The organism is Roseomonas gilardii subsp. gilardii, assembly GCF_023078375.1.
In the GTDB taxonomy this organism is placed as follows: Bacteria; Pseudomonadota; Alphaproteobacteria; order Acetobacterales; family Acetobacteraceae; genus Roseomonas; species Roseomonas gilardii.
The window spans coordinates 753769-769867 of record NZ_CP095554.1 but is presented as its reverse complement, the minus strand read 5'-3'; the positions used below and the strand labels follow the sequence as shown (position 1 = coordinate 769867).

The 16099-nt window shown below is 71.1% G+C and carries 16 protein-coding genes and 1 pseudogene; 9 read left to right on the top strand and 8 right to left on the bottom strand.

Annotated elements, in window-relative coordinates:
• Positions 1-8 precede the first annotated feature (8 nt).
• On the top strand, positions 9-1616 hold the full coding sequence (locus MVG78_RS03615; protein WP_247558266.1) for a serine hydrolase domain-containing protein: 1608 nt from the start codon (positions 9-11) through the stop codon (positions 1614-1616).
• A 61-nt stretch (positions 1617-1677) separates the two neighbouring features.
• On the opposite strand, the gene MVG78_RS03610 is transcribed toward MVG78_RS03615, so the two are convergent.
• The 3 genes from MVG78_RS03610 to phaR form a co-directional block, all read right to left on the bottom strand.
• Positions 1678-2583 (bottom strand): alpha/beta hydrolase family protein, encoded by a 906-nt coding sequence (locus tag MVG78_RS03610; RefSeq protein ID WP_247558264.1) that lies wholly within the window; start codon positions 2581-2583, stop codon positions 1678-1680.
• Positions 2555-4189 (bottom strand): ABC transporter substrate-binding protein, encoded by a 1635-nt coding sequence (locus MVG78_RS03605; RefSeq protein WP_247558262.1) that lies wholly within the window; start codon positions 4187-4189, stop codon positions 2555-2557. Before MVG78_RS03605 ends, MVG78_RS03610 begins: the two co-directional genes overlap by 29 nt.
• Positions 4190-4250: 61 nt before the next feature.
• Positions 4251-4895, bottom strand: a complete 645-nt coding sequence (gene phaR, locus MVG78_RS03600; protein WP_247558260.1) for a polyhydroxyalkanoate synthesis repressor PhaR — start codon at positions 4893-4895, stop codon at positions 4251-4253.
• Between the two features lie 459 nt (positions 4896-5354).
• On the opposite strand from phaR, the gene MVG78_RS03595 reads away from it, so the two are divergent.
• Positions 5355-6527, top strand: coding sequence for an alpha/beta fold hydrolase (locus MVG78_RS03595; RefSeq protein WP_345892855.1), 1173 nt, complete (start codon positions 5355-5357; stop codon positions 6525-6527).
• A gap of 35 nt (positions 6528-6562) precedes the next feature.
• Here MVG78_RS03595 and MVG78_RS03590 read toward each other — a convergent pair whose 3' ends face one another.
• Positions 6563-6841, bottom strand: coding sequence for a CBU_0592 family membrane protein (locus MVG78_RS03590; protein ID WP_247558258.1), 279 nt, complete (start codon positions 6839-6841; stop codon positions 6563-6565).
• 158 nt (positions 6842-6999) lie between these two features.
• Here MVG78_RS03590 and MVG78_RS03585 point away from each other — a divergent pair, with 158 nt between their 5' ends.
• From MVG78_RS03585 to MVG78_RS03575, 3 genes and pseudogenes are all read left to right on the top strand, one after another.
• On the top strand, positions 7000-7989 hold the full coding sequence (locus MVG78_RS03585; RefSeq protein ID WP_247558256.1) for an aldo/keto reductase: 990 nt from the start codon (positions 7000-7002) through the stop codon (positions 7987-7989).
• Positions 7990-8419: 430 nt separating this feature from the next.
• Entirely contained in the window at positions 8420-9199 is a 780-nt protein-coding gene (locus MVG78_RS03580) for an SDR family oxidoreductase (RefSeq protein ID WP_247558254.1), read from the top strand.
• Between the two features lie 148 nt (positions 9200-9347).
• Positions 9348-10522 (top strand): annotated as a pseudogene (locus MVG78_RS03575) (acetyl-CoA C-acetyltransferase).
• 128 nt (positions 10523-10650) lie between these two features.
• On the opposite strand, the gene MVG78_RS03570 reads toward MVG78_RS03575, so the two are convergent.
• Positions 10651-11475: a class I SAM-dependent methyltransferase gene (locus MVG78_RS03570; RefSeq protein ID WP_247558252.1), complete on the bottom strand. Its 825-nt coding sequence runs from the start codon at positions 11473-11475 to the stop codon at positions 10651-10653.
• Positions 11476-11515: 40 nt separating this feature from the next.
• On the opposite strand from MVG78_RS03570, the gene gloB reads away from it, so the two are divergent.
• Positions 11516-12295 carry a hydroxyacylglutathione hydrolase gene (gene gloB / locus MVG78_RS03565; protein WP_247558250.1) on the top strand — a complete coding sequence of 260 codons (780 nt, stop codon included), beginning with the start codon at positions 11516-11518 and terminating at the stop codon, positions 12293-12295.
• 19 nt (positions 12296-12314) lie between these two features.
• Positions 12315-12704, top strand: coding sequence for a cupin domain-containing protein (locus MVG78_RS03560; protein ID WP_428480741.1), 390 nt, complete (start codon positions 12315-12317; stop codon positions 12702-12704).
• A 349-nt stretch (positions 12705-13053) separates the two neighbouring features.
• On the opposite strand, the gene yddG is transcribed toward MVG78_RS03560, so the two are convergent.
• On the bottom strand, positions 13054-13944 hold the full coding sequence (yddG, locus tag MVG78_RS03555) for an aromatic amino acid exporter YddG (RefSeq protein WP_247558248.1): 891 nt from the start codon (positions 13942-13944) through the stop codon (positions 13054-13056).
• 89 nt (positions 13945-14033) lie between these two features.
• Here yddG and MVG78_RS03550 point away from each other — a divergent pair, with 89 nt between their 5' ends.
• On the top strand, positions 14034-14375 hold the full coding sequence (locus MVG78_RS03550) for a phage holin family protein (RefSeq protein WP_247558247.1): 342 nt from the start codon (positions 14034-14036) through the stop codon (positions 14373-14375).
• A 21-nt stretch (positions 14376-14396) separates the two neighbouring features.
• Here the strand turns inward: MVG78_RS03550 and MVG78_RS03545 are convergent, their stop codons facing one another.
• Positions 14397-14708, bottom strand: coding sequence for a YciI family protein (locus MVG78_RS03545; RefSeq protein WP_247558245.1), 312 nt, complete (start codon positions 14706-14708; stop codon positions 14397-14399).
• 152 nt (positions 14709-14860) lie between these two features.
• Entirely contained in the window at positions 14861-15583 is a 723-nt protein-coding gene (gene phbB / locus MVG78_RS03540; RefSeq protein ID WP_247558243.1) for an acetoacetyl-CoA reductase, read from the bottom strand.
• 284 nt (positions 15584-15867) lie between these two features.
• Between phbB and MVG78_RS03535 the strand changes: the two genes are divergently transcribed.
• Positions 15868-16056 (top strand): soj family protein, encoded by a 189-nt coding sequence (locus tag MVG78_RS03535; protein ID WP_247558241.1) that lies wholly within the window; start codon positions 15868-15870, stop codon positions 16054-16056.
• The last annotated feature ends 43 nt before the right edge of the window (positions 16057-16099 follow it).

Sequence of the window (16099 nt, the reverse complement as noted above, 5' to 3'; positions counted from 1 at the left end):
AACGCCCCATGGAACTGGATTCGCTGCTGCTGCAACGCCGGGTGGACGCGCTGCTCGCCCCCTGGAGGGACCGCGCGGGGCCCGGCGTGGCGCTGGGCGTGGTGCGGAAGGGCGAGCTGGTGCTGCACCGGGGCGCGGGGCTCGCCAGCATCGAGCACGGCGTGCCGATCGGGCCGGGCACCCGCTTCCGCATCGCCTCGGTCAGCAAGCAGTTCACCTGCGCCGCGATCCTGATGCTGCGGGAGGAAGGGAAGCTCTCGCTGGACGATCCAGCGCGGCGGCACCTGCCGGAACTGCCCGATCTCGACCCCGGCATCACCGTCGCGCATCTGATGCACAACACCTCCGGCATCCGCGACATGCTGGAGATCCAGCGCCAGGGCGGCGCCGATCTCGGCACGGCGGTGGACCAGGCCATGCTGCTGGAGGGCATCCGCCGCCAGCGCCGGCTGAACTTCGCGCCCGGCGGCCGCTTCCTCTACAGCAACAGCAACTTCCTGCTGCTCGGCCGCATCGCCGAGCACCTGTCCGGCGAGCCCCTGCCCGGCTTCCTGGAACGGCGGATCTTCGCGCCGCTGGGCATGAGCGACACGCGGATGGTGGAGGACCCCTATGAGGCGGTGCCTCGGCTGGCCACCGGCTATCGCCCGCAGGAAGGCGGCGGCTGGGCGCGCGCGCCGCACGGCTTCCGCATCGGCGGGGAGGGCGGGCTGGTGTCCGGCGTCGAGGATCTGGCGCTCTGGGACCGCAACTTCACCACCCGGCGCCTGGGCGCGGACTGGCTGGACGCGCTCTCGGAACAGACGCCCTTCAACAACGGGCGGGAGAATTTCTACGCGCGCGGCATGATCGTGCGCAGCTATCGCGGCGTGCGGACGGTCGGCCATTCCGGCCTCTGGCCCGGCTACCGCACCGAATTCCTGCGCGTGCCCGGCCATGAGGTGACGGTGATCGCCATCACCAATGACAGCACCGCCGATCCCGGCGCGCTGGCGAAGCGGGTGCTGGACGTGATCCTGGAGGAGCGGCCGGGCATCCGCCCGGCGCGGGCCCTGCCTCCGCGTGGCGAGCTGGAGGCGCTGGCGGGCTGCTACCTGGACCCGGACAGCACCACCACGCTGGACATCACGGCGACGGAGGATGGCGGGGCCACGCTGTCGCTGAACGGCCTCGCCGTGAAGGCCGTGGCGGCGCCGGACGGGCGGCTGATGTCGCCCGCCAGCAGCACCGCGCTGTTCATCCGGCCACTGGGGCGGGAGCTGATCGAGGTGGAACAGGATGCCGGGCATGTCTCGCGCTGGCACCGCGTGGCCCCCGGCGCCGCCCTGCCGCCCGGCCTCGCCGGCACCTGGCGCAGCGAGGAGATGGACGCGGTCTGGACCATCGCGCCGGAGGAAGGCGGAGGCATGGCGGTGCGGCTGCGCGGCCCGGTGGTCTCGGCCGGCCCCTGGCGGGTGGAGCCGGTGGAGGGCGACGTGGTGCGCGTGCATGTGCCCGGCACGCTGATGAATGGCTGGCTGGACGTGCGGCTGCTGCGCGACGCGGCCGGGGCGCCCAGGGAGCTGGAGGTCCATGGCGGGCGGGCGAAGCGGGTGGCCTATCAGCGCCTCGGCTGAGGCCGGCCTCCCGCCCCCGGCGGCACGCTGCCTCCGGGGGCGGGTCCGGTCCTGAGGGGCGTCAGAGCTCCGTCGTCACGGCGCGCGGTGCCACAGGCGCCTCGGGCATCCGGCCATCGAACCAGTAGTCCGCCGCCACGGCGGACATGCGCATGCCCTCATGGCCGATGCCCGGCACCACCACGAGCCGCCAGTTGCAGGGGACGCCCAGGCGCGCCGCCTCCGCCTGCCCACGGGCCAGGTAGTGATGCGCGCGGGCGAAGCGGTGCGGCCCCTGCGCCAGCGCCGCCTCGTGCTTCGGCAGGTTGTCCGCCTGGGTCTCGATGTCCTGGTCCCCGGCGAAGAGGACCATGGGATAGGCGAGCAGCCGCACCACGTCCTCGCGCGACAGGCCGATGCCGGCCAGGCCCTGCGGATAGGGCAGGTCGAGCGTGGGCAGCGTGTACCAGCCGGCATTGGCCGGGCCCACCGCCTCGAAGATGTCGTGCGGCTGCGTCGCCATCAGCCGGTGCACGAACTGGCCGCCGGCCGAATGCCCCCAGAGATGGGCCTTGTCCCGCGTGGTCAGCCCGGCCTCGCGCAACAGGGCGAAGACACGGCCGGGAATGGCCTGGGACCAGTTCTCCCTCGGCCGCAGGCTGCCATCCTCTTCCAGCACATGGCCGTCGTTGTAGGGCCGCGAGCCGGGCCAGGAGGCCGCCGGAAAACTTGTCGCCACGATCAGCAGCCCGTGCCGGTCGGCGGCGGGGACCCAGGCCTCGCAGTATTCGTCGCCATTGCGGCCCATGCCGTGCTGCACCAGCACCACCGGGCTGTCCGGCCGGTGGGCGGCCGGGCGGTAGCATTCGAGCACCAGCGGCCGGTCGGGGCTGAAGGGATCGGTATAGGGGATGGAGGCCCGGCCAGGGGCGGAAAGGGCCGCGCGCAGTTCCCGGGGGTCATCGTGTCTCTTCCACTTCCGTCGCAAGGGTCGTCTGATCGACGCGGCCGGGATAGCGCAGGCCCTTGCGCATCGCCCAGACCGCGCTCTCGAAATGCAGGGGGATGACGGGCATCTCCGCCAGGGCGCGGCGGCCGGCCTGCTGCAACAGGGTGGCGCGCCGGCCCTCATCCATCTCCAGCAGCGCGGCACCGACGTCATGGTCGAAGGCGGGGTCCGACCAGCCGCCGTAATTGCTGGTGCCGAGCCCCTTGGCGGCATCGGTGCTGATGAGCCAGGAGCGGAAGAAGTTCAGCGTCTCGCCCGCATCCGTGCTCCATCCGCCCATCGCGACGGAGAAGTCCCGCTTGCCGCGGCGGGCGAAGAAGCTGACGGCGGGGATGGCGTCGAGCTCCGCCTTCACGCCGATGCGCTGCCACTGCTGCACGATGGCCTGCGCCAGGCGCGCGTCGTTGATGTAGCGGTTGTTGGTGGCGTGCAGCGTCAGCGAGACGCCGTCCGGATAGCCGGCCTCCGCGAGCAGCGCCTTCGCCTTCGCGGGATCGTAGGGCAGCACCGGCAGGCCGGGGATGGTGCCGAGCATGCCGTCCGGCAGGAACTGGGTGGCCGGGGTGGCGCCGCCATCCATGATCCGCTCCTGCAGCGCCTTGCGGTCGATGGCCAGGGAGAGCGCCTGCCGCACGCGCGGATCGCGCAGCGCGTTCCTCCCCTCCACGAAGGGCGACGGATCGCGGGCCGTGTCGAGTTGCAGGAAGATCAGCCGCGTGGTGGGCGCGGCGGCGATGGCGAACCGGGCCTCCCGGCGCAGGCGCGGCAGGTCGGCGGTGGCGGGCGACTCGATCAGGTCCTGGTCCCCCGCCAGCAGCGCCGCCATGCGCGGCCCGGCCTGGGTGATGGGGGTCATCCGGATCTCGGCCCAGTGCGGCTTCGGCCCCCAGTAGTGCTCGTTCCGCCGCAGCACGATGGCTTCGCCCCGCGCATAGGTGGCCAGGCGATAGGGGCCTGTGCCGATCGCGGCGCTGCCACTGTTGAAGGCGGCCTGCGTCGGCCAGGGGCCCTGCGCCTCCCCGCCACAGGCGGTCCCGCCATCGAAGCGGACGCCTTCCTTGCGCCCCAGCGAGCGCGGGATGACGGCCAGGGCGGAAAGATCGGAGAGCAGGAGCGGTTCCGGCACCCGGGTCCGGATCAGCAGCGTGTCCTCGCCCTTCGCCTCCACCGATTCGAGGCGCCGCACGATCTGCGAGAAGGAGGAGACCAGTTCATCCTTGTTGTTCAGGATGCGGCAGAAGGAGAAGACGACATCGGGCGCGCCGAAGGACTCGCCATTGGAGAACGTCACGCCGGGCCGGAGGTGGAAGACCCAGCTCCGGTCATCCGTCCGCTCCCAGCGGGTGGCGAGGCCCGGCACCACCTTCAGCGCCGCGTCCACATCCGTCAGGGCATCGAAGAGATGGGCCCGCAGGGTGCTGTTGGGCGTCAGGGCGTAATGGTGCGGGTCGGCGGCACTCGGCTCCGCGGCCAGGCCGATGCGAAGGAGCGGCGCCTCGGCGGGCTGGGCCCGCGCGGGATGGGGCGCGAGGATGGCACCGGCCATCAGGACCGGTGCCAGGAACAGGAAAGGACGTGCCAGCATGGCACGGAGGTTGCCGCAGGTCAGGCGGAACGGCCAGCCCGCGGCCGGCTGAAAGAGCGTCTCAGCCTTTCCCCGCCTTGGCCCTGGCCAGTTCCTCCTTCACCGCCGCCAGTTCCTCGCGCAGCAGATCGACCTCGCTCGGCGGGGCCGCGCCTTCGCGGCGCGTGGCGCTGAAGGGGCTGAAGAGGGTCATGGCGCGTTCCATCATCGCCATGTTCTGCTTGCTCAGCTCCTCGAACCCGGCGAAGGGCGTGGGGAAGGAGGTCAGGCCGCCCATCGCCTCCATGGAGCGGCGGATCTGCTCCTGCTGCTGGGCGAATCCGGCCATCACCGTTTCCAGATAGCGCGGCACCACGGTCTGCATGTTGCCGCCATAGAGGCCGATCAACTGGCGCAGGAAGGAGGTCGGCAGCATGGCGCTGCCCTTCGATTCCTCCTCGACGATGATCTGCGTCAGCACCGAGCGGGTGATGTCGTCGCCCGACTTGGCGTCGTAGACGACGAAGTCGCGCCCGGCGCGGACCATCTGGGCGAGGTCCTCGAGGGTGACGTAGGAACTGCTCTCGGTGTTATAGAGGCGGCGATTGGCGTATTTCTTCACCACCACCGGCGGCTTCGCCGGCTGGGACGGCCCCTGGCCGGTCGCCTGGCTGGATCCGGCGGTGTCGTCGTCCGGCATTTCGCGGAGCCTCGTGGGTTCGACCATGTGGGCACCCTCCCTGTTCCTTGGGCTTCATGCTAGCCCCACTATGCGGCGGCGCGAAAGGGTTGTGCGCAGGAGGATGGATGTCGCACCCCGATGAGGGGGATCGGGAGCATGAAGCGCGGACGCTGGAACAGCTGGCCGAGGACTGGATCACCCTGTGGCAGACGGAAATCGCCGGATGGATGACCGACCCGGAGCTGGCGCGGATGCTGGCCGCCTGGATGTCGCAGGGCGCGGCAGGCTGGGGCGGCGCCCCCGGCGGGGCGCCCGGCGGACCCATGGGATGGCCCGCGGGTTGGCCCACCGCCGGAATGGCACCGCCGCATGAGTTCGGCCCCTTCGCCGCCTTCTTCCGCGCCCAATCCCCACACGGACCCTCCTGGGGCTTTCCGCCGGGGGCCGCGTCCCCTGCCCCTCCACCTCCTGCTGGCGGGGTGGCGGGCGCAACTGGCGCTGGCGATGGTTCCGCCGCGCTCGTCGAAGTCCTCCTGCGACGCGTGGCAGAGCTGGAGCGGCGCCTGGCCGATCTCGGCCCGGACCCGGCGGGAGGCGCTGCGCCTGCTGCGCGCCCTCGACGCGTCCGGGTCAAACGCCGATGAGCTGCGCGCCGCGGTGGCGCGGCGCCTCTTCGACCTCGACTCGGGGCTGATCGGCGGACTCGCGGCCTATCGCCGGTACGAACCCCTCCCGGAACGTCCGGTGCATCCGGTCCTCTGGCAGGAAGGCGCCAGCCGGCTGCTGGACCATGGGCCGCCCGGCCGGGGCGAGGCCTCCGGTCCCACCCTGTTCTTCGTGCCCTCCCTGGTGAACCGGGCCTGGGTGCTGGACCTGATGCCGGGGCATTCGATCCTGGCCTGGCTGGCGGGACAGGGCGCGCGCCCCCTGCTGCTGGACTGGGGCTATCCCGGCGATGTGGAGCGGGGGATGGACCTGACCGGCTTCGTCGCCGGGCGGCTGGAACGCGCCCTGGCGGCGGTGCCGGGGCCTGTGGTGCTGGTCGGCTATTGCATGGGGGGGCTGCTGGCCCTGGCGGCGGCGATGCGGCGGCCGGACCGGGTGCGCGCCCTGGCCCTGCTCGCCACGCCCTGGGACTTCCATGCCGGGGATCAGGCACCGCGCGCGCGCAGCCTCGCCGGCCTGCTGCCGCTGCTGGAACCGGCCCTCGCCGCCACCGGCACCCTGCCGGTCGAGGCCATCCAGACCCTCTTCGCCCAGCTCGATCCGTTCGGCGTGGCGCGCAAGTTCCGCGCCTTCGCCCGGCTGAAGCCGGGTTCCGAGCGGGCGGCGCATTTCGTGGCGCTGGAGGACTGGCTGAACGACGGCGTGCCCCTGCCCGCCCCGGTGGCGCGGGAATGCCTGGGCGGCTGGTACGGCCAGAACACCCCGGCCCGCCTGCAATGGCGCGTGGCGGGGGAGGCCGTCGATCCGGCGCGCTGGCGCGGCCCGGCCTTCGTCGCCATCCCGCACCGCGACCGCATCGTGCCGCCCGACAGCGCCCGCGCCCTGGCCGAGGCCCTGCCGGGCGCCCTGCGGCACGATGCGGCGGCGGGGCATATCGGCATGGTCGCCGGGCGGACGGGAGAGACGGTGCTGTGGCGGCCGTTGCTGGACTGGGCGCGCGGGCTGGGGTGATCGGGGCAGCGTCGTACGGCCGCCTTCGCGGAGATTCAGCAGCCGCCGCGCCGGCCCCTTTCCCTCAAAGCCTGGACGATGCCGAGCAGGCTGATGGCGATCCAGAAGAACTCCATCAGCGCGGAGGCGAGGTTGAAATTCCGCGACAGGGACAAGGCGATCAGCCCCGAGCCGCAGAGATTGATGAGCGGGAAGGCCAGGCCGGTTGCGGCCAGGAGGCGGGCCTGGGTCAGGAAGTAGGCCGTCACCACTATCAGCGTCCCGATGGAGCCCACCAGATCCACCAGGGTCAATCGCTCCAGAAGCTCCGTCATCCCATTCCGTGATCCGCTGCGCGTCGGGCGTCTCCTACAACAGGGATGGATGGCCGTGCAGACCGATGCCTGTTTCCAGCATGGCTTCCAGGGCAACTCCATGGCCGCTGCGGCGTCCTGCTCCCGGTGCGATCCGCCGAAGCGAAGGAGGTATCCCATTGTCCGCCAGCCAGCATTACGCCCCGCCCGGTCCCCTCGGCTTCGGCGGCGCGCCCCTGGGCAACATGTTCGAACGTGTTTCCGACGCCGATGCCGCGGCCACGCTCCAGGCCGCCTGGGACTGCGGCATCCGCTACTTCGACACCGCGCCGGAATACGGGCCCGGCATTTCCGAGCACCGCTTCGGGGCGTTCCTGCGCAACCAGCCGCGCGACGCGTTCGTGCTCTCCACCAAGGTCGGACGGCTGCTGCGGGCGGATGCCAGCAAGGGCGGGCAGCACGGGCCCTTCGTCGCCGGCCTGCCCTTCCGGGTGGACTATGACTACACGGCCGACGGCGCCCGCCGTTCGATCGAGGACAGCCTGCAACGCCTGGGCCTGGCCCGCATCGACGTGGCCTATATCCATGACTGCGCCGAGGATGCGCATGGGCCACGCTGGCGCGAGGTCTTCGACACGGCGATGAAGGGCGCCGCCGTGGCGCTGACGAAGCTGCGGGAGGAAGGCGTGATCCGCGCCTGGGGCCTGGGGGTGAACCGGGTCGAGCCCTGTGTCCTGGCGCTGGAGCAGGCCGATCCGGATGTCTTCCTGCTCGCCGGGCGCTACAGCCTGCTGAACCAGCCGGCGCTGGAGGAGCTTTTCCCCCGCTGCGCCGAGCGGGGCGCGCATGTGGTGGTGGGCGGCCCGTACAATTCCGGCCTGATCGCCGGCGGGCGGAACTTCGAATACCAGGAGGCTTCCGCCGAGAAGGTCGCCGCGCGCGACCGCCTCGCCGCCATCGCGAAGCGGCATGGCGTGGACCTGCGCGCCGCCGCCCTGCAATTCTGCGCCGCGCCGGAGGTGGTGTGCTCGGTGATCCCCGGCACCAAGAACCCACAGCGGGTGCGGGAGAATGTGGAACTGATGCGCCAACCCATCCCGGCCGATTTCTGGCGGGCCCTGAAGCAGGACGGAATCCTCCCCGAGGCGGCGCCGGTGCCGGGGGGATAGGAGCCCGTTGCGCCCGGTGGCCCGGGGGAAGGCTCCGCCTTCGCCCCCGTTACCCCCTATCCGCCAGGACCCTGCGGGCCCTGGACCCGGTTCGTGGGCGCTCGCTGACGCCGGATCGCGCCGGAGAGCATCGCTCTCCGGCGACTGCGGGTGCCGCCAGCACGGAGATGGTCTCCGTTTCCTTTGGAGCTTCACCTGCCCACCGCGCTGACGGATCAGACCAGGGAGCCAAGAGCCACCACCCGGAACCAACCCATCGGGTCCAGGGCGCCCCATGGGACTCTTGGGCGTCCTGGTGGAGAGGGGGTCCGGGGCGAGAGGCAAAGCCTCTCCCCCGGGACGCCCGACGAAAACCGCCAGGGGGATTTCCCCGCGCCTGTGATCGCGCGCTAACCTGCCGGCCTTCGGCAGAGCTGCAAGGTGGGCGGGCGTGGATCTCGGGCTCAAGGACAAGCGGGCGATCGTGTGCGGTGCGAGCCGCGGCATGGGGCGGGCCATCGCCCTGACCCTGGCGCGGGAAGGCATGGTGCTGACCATCGCCGCCCGCACGCCGGATACCATCCAGGCCGCCGCCGCCTCCATCGCGGCGGAAACCGGTGCCCGCGTCACCCCCGTCGCGGCAGACCTGACCACCGGGGAGGGACGCGCCGCCGTGCTGGCGGCCTGTCCGGAGCCGGACGTCCTGGTGAACAACGGCGATGGCATGCCGCCCGGCGATTTCCGCGACTGGGACCGCGACACCTGGGTTCGGGCGCTGGACATGATGATGCTCTCGCCGATCCAGATGATCCGTGGCGTGGTGGACGGCATGATGGCGCGCGGCTTCGGGCGCATCGTGAACCTCGCCTCCCGCAGCGTGAAGTCGCCGCATGCGGAGCTGGGCCTGTCCAACGGCGCGCGGGCCGGCCTGGTGAATTTCTGCGCCGGGCTGTCGCGGCAGACCGTGGCGCGGGGCGTCACCATCAACAACGTCCTGCCCGGCATCGTGGCGACGGAGGCGCAGGAGGCGCATGTGCGCGGCCTCGCCGCCATGACCGGCCGGCCCTATGAGGCGATCTGGGCCGAGCGCGCCGCCGCCAACCCGGCGAAGCGCTACGGCACGGCGGAGGAGATCGCGGCGGCCGTGGCCTTCCTCTGCTCGGCCCAGGCGGGCTTCATCACCGGACAGAGCCTGCTCGCCGATGGCGGCCAGTTCCCGGGCAGCTTCTGAGCCCGCGCCGGCCCCACGCCTGGATAGGGGCCGGAGGATTTCTTCTCGGCTTCCGAACAAATCACCCCTCTGTCATGGCGGGGGTGCCTTGCCGCCCTCCCGGGGGCGGACCAAGATCAGCCGTAAACCTTGGGGAAGGACCGCTACCATGGACGATATCGTCATCGCCTCCGCCATGCGCACGCCTGTCGGGGCGTTCAACGGCGCCTTCGCCAGCCTCCCGGCCCATACGCTGGGCGCCATCGCCATCAAGGCAGCGCTGGAACGGGCCGGCATCCGTCCGGAGGATGTGGACGAGGTGATCCTGGGCCAGGTGCTCACCGCCGGCGCCGGGCAGAACCCCCGCGGCAAGCGGCCGTGCATGCCGGTATCCCCGTGGAGCGCACCGCCTTCGGGATCAACCAGGTCTGCGGCTCCGGCCTGCGCAGCGTGGCGCTGGCGGCACAGCAGATCGCGACGGGCGATGCCGGCATCGTGGTCGCGGGCGGCCAGGAAAGCATGACCCAGTCGCCGCACTGCGCCAACCTGCGCGCCGGCCAGAAGATGGGCGACCTGGCGCTGGTGGACACGATGATCCGCGACGGGCTGTGGGAAGCCTTCAACGGCTATCACATGGGCACCACGGCGGAGAACGTGGCGCAGAAGTTCCAGATCACGCGTGAGCAGCAGGATGAGCTCGCCTACAACAGCCAGCGCAAGGCGGGCGAGGCGCAGAAGGCCGGCCGCTTCACCGATGAGATCGCCCCCGTCACCGTGAAGGGCCGCAAGGGCGACACGGTGGTGGAGAAGGACGAGTACCCTAAGCCCGAGACGACGATGGAGATCCTGGCCAAGCTGCGCCCGGCCTTCTCCAAGGACGGTACGGTCACGGCGGGCAATGCCTCCGGCATCAATGACGGCGCGGCCGCCATCGTGGTGATGAAGGGGTCAGAGGCGGCGAAGCGCGGGCTGACGCCGCTGGCGCGCATCGCCTCCTGGGCCACGGCGGGGGTGGACCCGACCATCATGGGCACCGGGCCGATCCCGGCCTCCCGCCGCGCCCTGCAGAAGGCGGGCTGGAACATCCAGGACCTCGACCTGATCGAGGCGAACGAAGCCTTCGCCGCCCAGGCCTGCGCGGTGAACAAGGACCTGGGCTGGGACCCGGACAAGGTGAACGTCAATGGCGGTGCCATCGCCATCGGCCATCCGATCGGCGCCTCGGGCGCCCGGGTGCTGACCACGCTGCTGCACGAGATGAAGCGGCGCGGGGCGAAGAAGGGCCTCGCCACCCTCTGCATCGGCGGCGGCATGGGTGTCGCCATGTGCGTCGAGGCTCCCTGACAGGGAGCCGATACGGCCGGCGATCCCGGTGATCGCCGGCCGGGTGTTTCGCTTCCCGGGGGTTAAAGGTTCACCTTTTCCCCCGGCCCCTTCCGTCAGTACGGGGCTTGGCCCCGGTTCGCCGAATCTCAACGCGGCGCTTCGGTCCCCAGATCGCCCTCGCGCGCCAGAACCTCATCCGACGGCGAGGCATGGCCCTGTTCCCGGGCCGCCGGCGCCAGGCCACGGCCGACCCAGGCGGGCACGGTCACTCGCCGGCCGCTCGGCTGGCTCCTCAGCGGCAGCGCACCGAAGACCTCCTTGCGGGCCTCCATGATCGTCACGCCCGACAGTTTCGGTGAAAGGGCGCGGCCGGCACCTTCCCAGAGCCGCGCCGTCCGCAGCAGCAGCCTGGACCGGAAAGGTGGCACGAACAGCGCGCCATCGCGACGTTCCACGTGGAACATGCCGCGTTCCAGCAGCTTCGCGAGCTGGGCCGGGGTATAGGGCTGCCCATGGCCCAGCGGCGTATGGTCCAGATGCGCCCAGATGCTGCGCCGGTTCGGCACCACGACCAGGAGCCGCCCCTCATCCCGCAAGACGCGCCAGACCTCCCGCAACAGGCGCCTCGTATGGTCGGCATGTTCCAGCCCGTGGATCATCAGCACATTGTCGAAGCTGAGATCCGGGAAAGGCAGGTTCTCCTCCTCGGCCAGGGCCAGGGCGCAGGGGCCATCCGCCGGCCAGGGCGACAGCCGGCCCGGCGGCGGCCCCTGTAGGGGCGCGACCGAGATCAGCCGCGCGGCGCGGCGGCGCCAGAGGCGCAGATAGGGGCCGGCATAGCCGACGCCCAGCACATCGCTCCCCGCGAGTTCAGGCCAGACGGCACGCAGCCTGGCCCGTAGCAATCGCTTGGCAACGATCCCGGTGGGCGATGCGTAGAATTGGTCGAGTCCATGGACCTCGGCGCTCATGGGACGAATATAGGGCGGTCATCGAAGGGAGACACTGCCAATGGCCCTGACGGTTCGGGCGATTCCCTGCCTGTCGGACAATTATGCTTGGGCGGTGACGGATGCGGCGACCGGCACCGTCGCCATCTGCGACCCGGGCGAGGCACGGCCCGTCCTGGCCGATCTGCCGGAGGGGCGGTGCGACTTCATCCTGCTCACCCATCATCACCAGGACCATATCGGCGGCGTGGCGGAACTCGTCGCCGCCACCGGCGCGAAGGTGGTCGGCGCCAGGGCCGATGCCTATCGCCTGCCACCGCTGGACCATGCCCTGTCGCCGGGGGACGGCATCGCCATCGGATCGGCGCGTGCCGTGGTGATCGACACGCCCGGCCACACGCGCGGGCATATCGCCTTTCATCTACAGAGCCCCCGCCCCCAGGGCCCAGGGCAGAAAGCTGGACAGAAACCGGGGCAAAAGCCGGGGCAGGATATCCTGCTCTGTGGCGACACCCTCTTCTCGCTCGGCTGCGGGCGCCTGCTGGAAGGCACGGCGGAGGAGATGTTCACCTCGCTGCAACGCCTCCGCATCCTGCCGCCGGAAACCCTGGTCTGCTGCGGCCATGAATACACGCTGTCCAACGCCCGCTTCGCCCTGACTGTGGAGCCGGACAACAAGGCTCTCCAGGCCCGGGCGCAGCAGGCGCGCGAACAGCGCGGCCGGGGCGAGCCGACCGTTCCCACCCGGCTGGAGGAGGAAATGGCGGCCAATCCCTTCCTGCGTGCCCCGGATGTGGCAACCCTGGCGAAGCTGCGGAAGGCCAAGGACGAGTTCCGGTGATCCATCAGGGAGGCCCCTCATGAACATCGACCTGCGCGACACCCGGCTTACCGCCGATGCGGTGGCGGAGGCACTGGAGCTGAAGCCACATCCCGAGGGCGGCCGCTACCGCGAAACCTGGCGCGATGATCCCGGCGACGGCACACGCGGGGCCGGGACCTCGATCCTCTTCCTGCTTTCGGCGAAGGAGAGGAGCCACTGGCACAGGGTGGATGCCGCCGAGGGCTGGCACTGGCATGCCGGGGCGCCGCTCCAGCTCAGCCTCTGCTGGGAGGGGTCGGACCCCCTGGAGGTCGTGCTCGGCCCCCATCTTTCCGCCGGGCAGCGCCTGTCCGCCGTGGTGCCCCGCCGCTGGTGGCAGGCCGCCGCCCCCTGCCCCCGGCGGCCGGCCAGGGCTGGAGCCTCGTGACCTGCACCGTCTGCCCGGCCTTCTCCTTCGCCGGCTTCGAACTGGCCCCCTCCGGCTGGTCACCCCGCCGGTCCTGAGCGGTGGTCCTGGTGGTTCGGACCGGGGCCAGAGGGGCCCTGCCCCTCTGGACACCCCGCCCAGGGACGTTAGTCCCTGGGAACCCTATGAGCGCTCCGCGAGGAGGGGACTGACCGCCGTTGCGCCAGGATCAACCGGTTTCCCGATCCCCCTCCTCGCGGAGCGCTCATGGCGGGGTCTCGGGGGCATATTATGCCCCTGAGCGGCCCCTCCCTCAGCAAAGGGTCCGGGAGGCAGAGCTTCCCGGTCCAAAGGCCCGACCACCCAGGGCTCACCGGGCACGGGCGGCGATCCAGCCGCCGAGGGTGACGAGGAGGGCGGAGGCGGCGACACGCCAGTCCGGCTGACCTTCCCCGGCGAGGAGGAGCAGGAGGGTGGAGACGACCGGCACCGCATAGGCGAGGGTGCCGAGCAGGCGCGGGTCGCCCCGCTTCATGCCCGCATCCCAGAGGAAGAAGGCCGCGCCCACAGGGCCCAGGCCGAGCAGCAGCGCGGCGAGGCCCTGGCGGGCATCGGGGAGGATGGTGGTCTCGAAGGCCGCATGCGCCAGGCCGGCCAGCAGCGCGGCGCCGAGGCAGAAGCCCGACACCGCCTCGGTCGGGACCTGCGAGAAGCGGCGGGAGGTGACGGAATAGCTGGCCCAGGTCAGGGCGGCGGCCAGGGCAAGCAGGAAGCCCGGCACGGCGCCGGGCGGGAAGGAGGCCCCTGCCCCCACCAGCACCACGCAGCCCGCGAAGCCGAGCGCCACGCCCAGCAGCCGCTGCCGCCCCAGCGGCAGGCCCAGGACCGGCGCGGCGAGCAGCACGATCAGCAGCGGCCAGAGATAGTTCAGCAGGTTCGCCTCGACCGGTGGCGCCAGGGCGAGCGCGGCGAAATACAGCGCGTGATAGCCGAAGAGCCCGCCGACGCCATGCATCCATGCCAGGGGCCGCTGCCGCAGTGCGCCCAGCCTTCCGCGCGCCGCCACCAGCAGCAACGACAGGCCGCCGCCCACGGCGAAGGCCATGGCCGTGAGCTGAAGTGGCGGCAGCCCCGCCGCCAGGCGCGACAGCAGGCCCAGTGCCGCCCAGAGGACCAGCGCGCCACAGCCCGCCCAGGTCGCGCCATTCAGGCGGGGAGCGGGCCGGGATGCCGGGGCCGGCGTGGCGCGGGGCGTGTTCATGGGGAAGGTCCGGTCACAGGGGTCGGCAGGCGGGAATCAGGCCGGAACTGCTCTACACTGCGCCCGCCACAGGACAAGGAATCGGGCAGATGGGCTTCCTGCTCCGGACCGTCATCACCGCCATCGCCTTCTGGGTCGCCTCGCAGATCGTGTCCGGCATCCACCTGCCGGGCCTGGTGGGCACGCTCTTCGCCGCGGTGGTCTTCGGCCTGATCAATGCCGTGATCCGCCCGGTGGTCGCGCTGCTGTCGCTGCCGCTGACCATCCTCACCCTCGGCCTGTTCTCGCTGGTGATCAACGCGGCGATGTTCGGCCTGACCAGCCTCTTCTCGCCGGTCAGCATCGACGGCTTCTGGTCCGCCTTCTGGGGCGCCATCATCGTCGCGATCGTGTCCTGGTTCGCCAGCAGCCTCGTCCGCGACCGGCTCTGACGGCCAGCGGGGATCGCGGTCTCAGCCACCCGGCAGGGGCCGGTATTTCAGGGGCGCGATCTGGAAGGGCAGGATGCTGATGTCCTTCCAGACATCCTGCCGCACATAGGGGTCCTCCGCCAGCCAGGCATGCACGGCGGTCTCGTCCGGCAGGTCCAGCACCATCATGGAGCCGATCATCCGGCCATCCGCATCGGTCAGCGGCCCGCCGATCAACAGGCGGCCGGACTCGGCCTCCTGCGCCACGCGGGCCAGATGGGCCGGGCGGGCGGCCTTCCGGCGGGCCGGGGCCTCCGCATCCTTGCCGTCATAGGCGAGCACCATGAAGGGCATCGGGTTCCTCCTCCGCTGTTCCCGGCAACTCCCGTCCGGAGGAGGGGAGGAAGGACGAGACGGCCCGGGCCGTCAACCATCCCGGGCGGTCCCGCGGCGCCCAGCTCCGCGACGCCGGCCCGGCGGAACCGGGCCGGCGCTCTCCGGCCGGGTCAGTACATGTGCTGGCCGCCGTTGATGGAGATGGTCGAGCCGGTGATGAACTCGGCATCGTCCGCGGTCAGGAAGCAGACGCCGCGTGCGATGTCGTCCGCCCGGCCCAGGCGTCCGACCGGGATGCGGGCGATGATCTTCTCCAGCACGTCGGGCGGCACCGCGCGCACCATCTCCGTGTCCACATAGCCTGGGGCGATGGCGTTGACGGTGATGTTGAAGCGCGCGCCTTCCTGCGCCAGCGCCTTGGTGAAGCCGTGGATACCCGACTTGGCGGCGGCGTAGTTCACCTGCCCGTACTGGCCGGCCTGCCCGTTGATCGAGCCGATATTGACGATGCGGCCGAACTTCCTGGACGACATGTCCTCCCAGACCAGCTTGCAGAGGTTGAAGCAGGAGCCGAGATTCGTGTCGATCACGTCATCCCACATCTTGCGGTCCATGCGCTTCATGGTGCCGTCCCGCGTGATGCCGGCATTGTTCACGAGGATCTCGATCGGGCCGTGCTTCTCCTTGATCTCGGCGACGGCGGCCTTGCATTGCTCGAAATCACTGACATCGAAGCGGATGCAGGGGATGCCGGTGCGTTCCGTGAAGGCCCGGGCGGCCTCCTCATTCCCGGCATAGGAGGCCACGACGGTGCGGCCCTGATCCTTCAGTCTCTCGCTGATGGTAGCCCCGATGCCGCGCTGACCACCGGTGACAAGTGCGACGCGTGCCATGCTTTGGCGCTCCTCCTGACAGAACGGGCCGTCGCGATCCTCGCCGCTCCGGCCCGTCTGAACAAGCGTAAGCAAGAAACGAAGTTACGCAAAGCCAAGGTTCAGCATTCCTTTTGATACCACCCGGAATGGAAGCCCGGGGACAGGCCTGCCCCTCCCGGCCCGGGCCACGGGTGGGCCTGTGCGGAACGGGGGCGAGCCACGCGAGAAGAGCGTGGCAGGGCCGCTGGCGCCGGTGCTAAGCGCCGCGCCGCAGACCGCCTTGCCCTGGAGCTCTTTTGATCATGAACATGCCCGTCGTCGCCCTCCTCTGGCCCGACCACGCGAAGCGCGAGCCCGACACCGTGCTGCGCATGCTGGAGGTGCTGGAGCGCCGCTGCCTCGAACTGGGTGCCGAGGAAGCGGCCGGGCATCTCGCCGAGGCCATGGAGGCCCTGCGCCGCGAGACCACCGAACGCCGCCTCGCCGCCTGATTCCTCTGTCGGGAGGGCCTCCACGAGTCGCTGCGCCGCACTC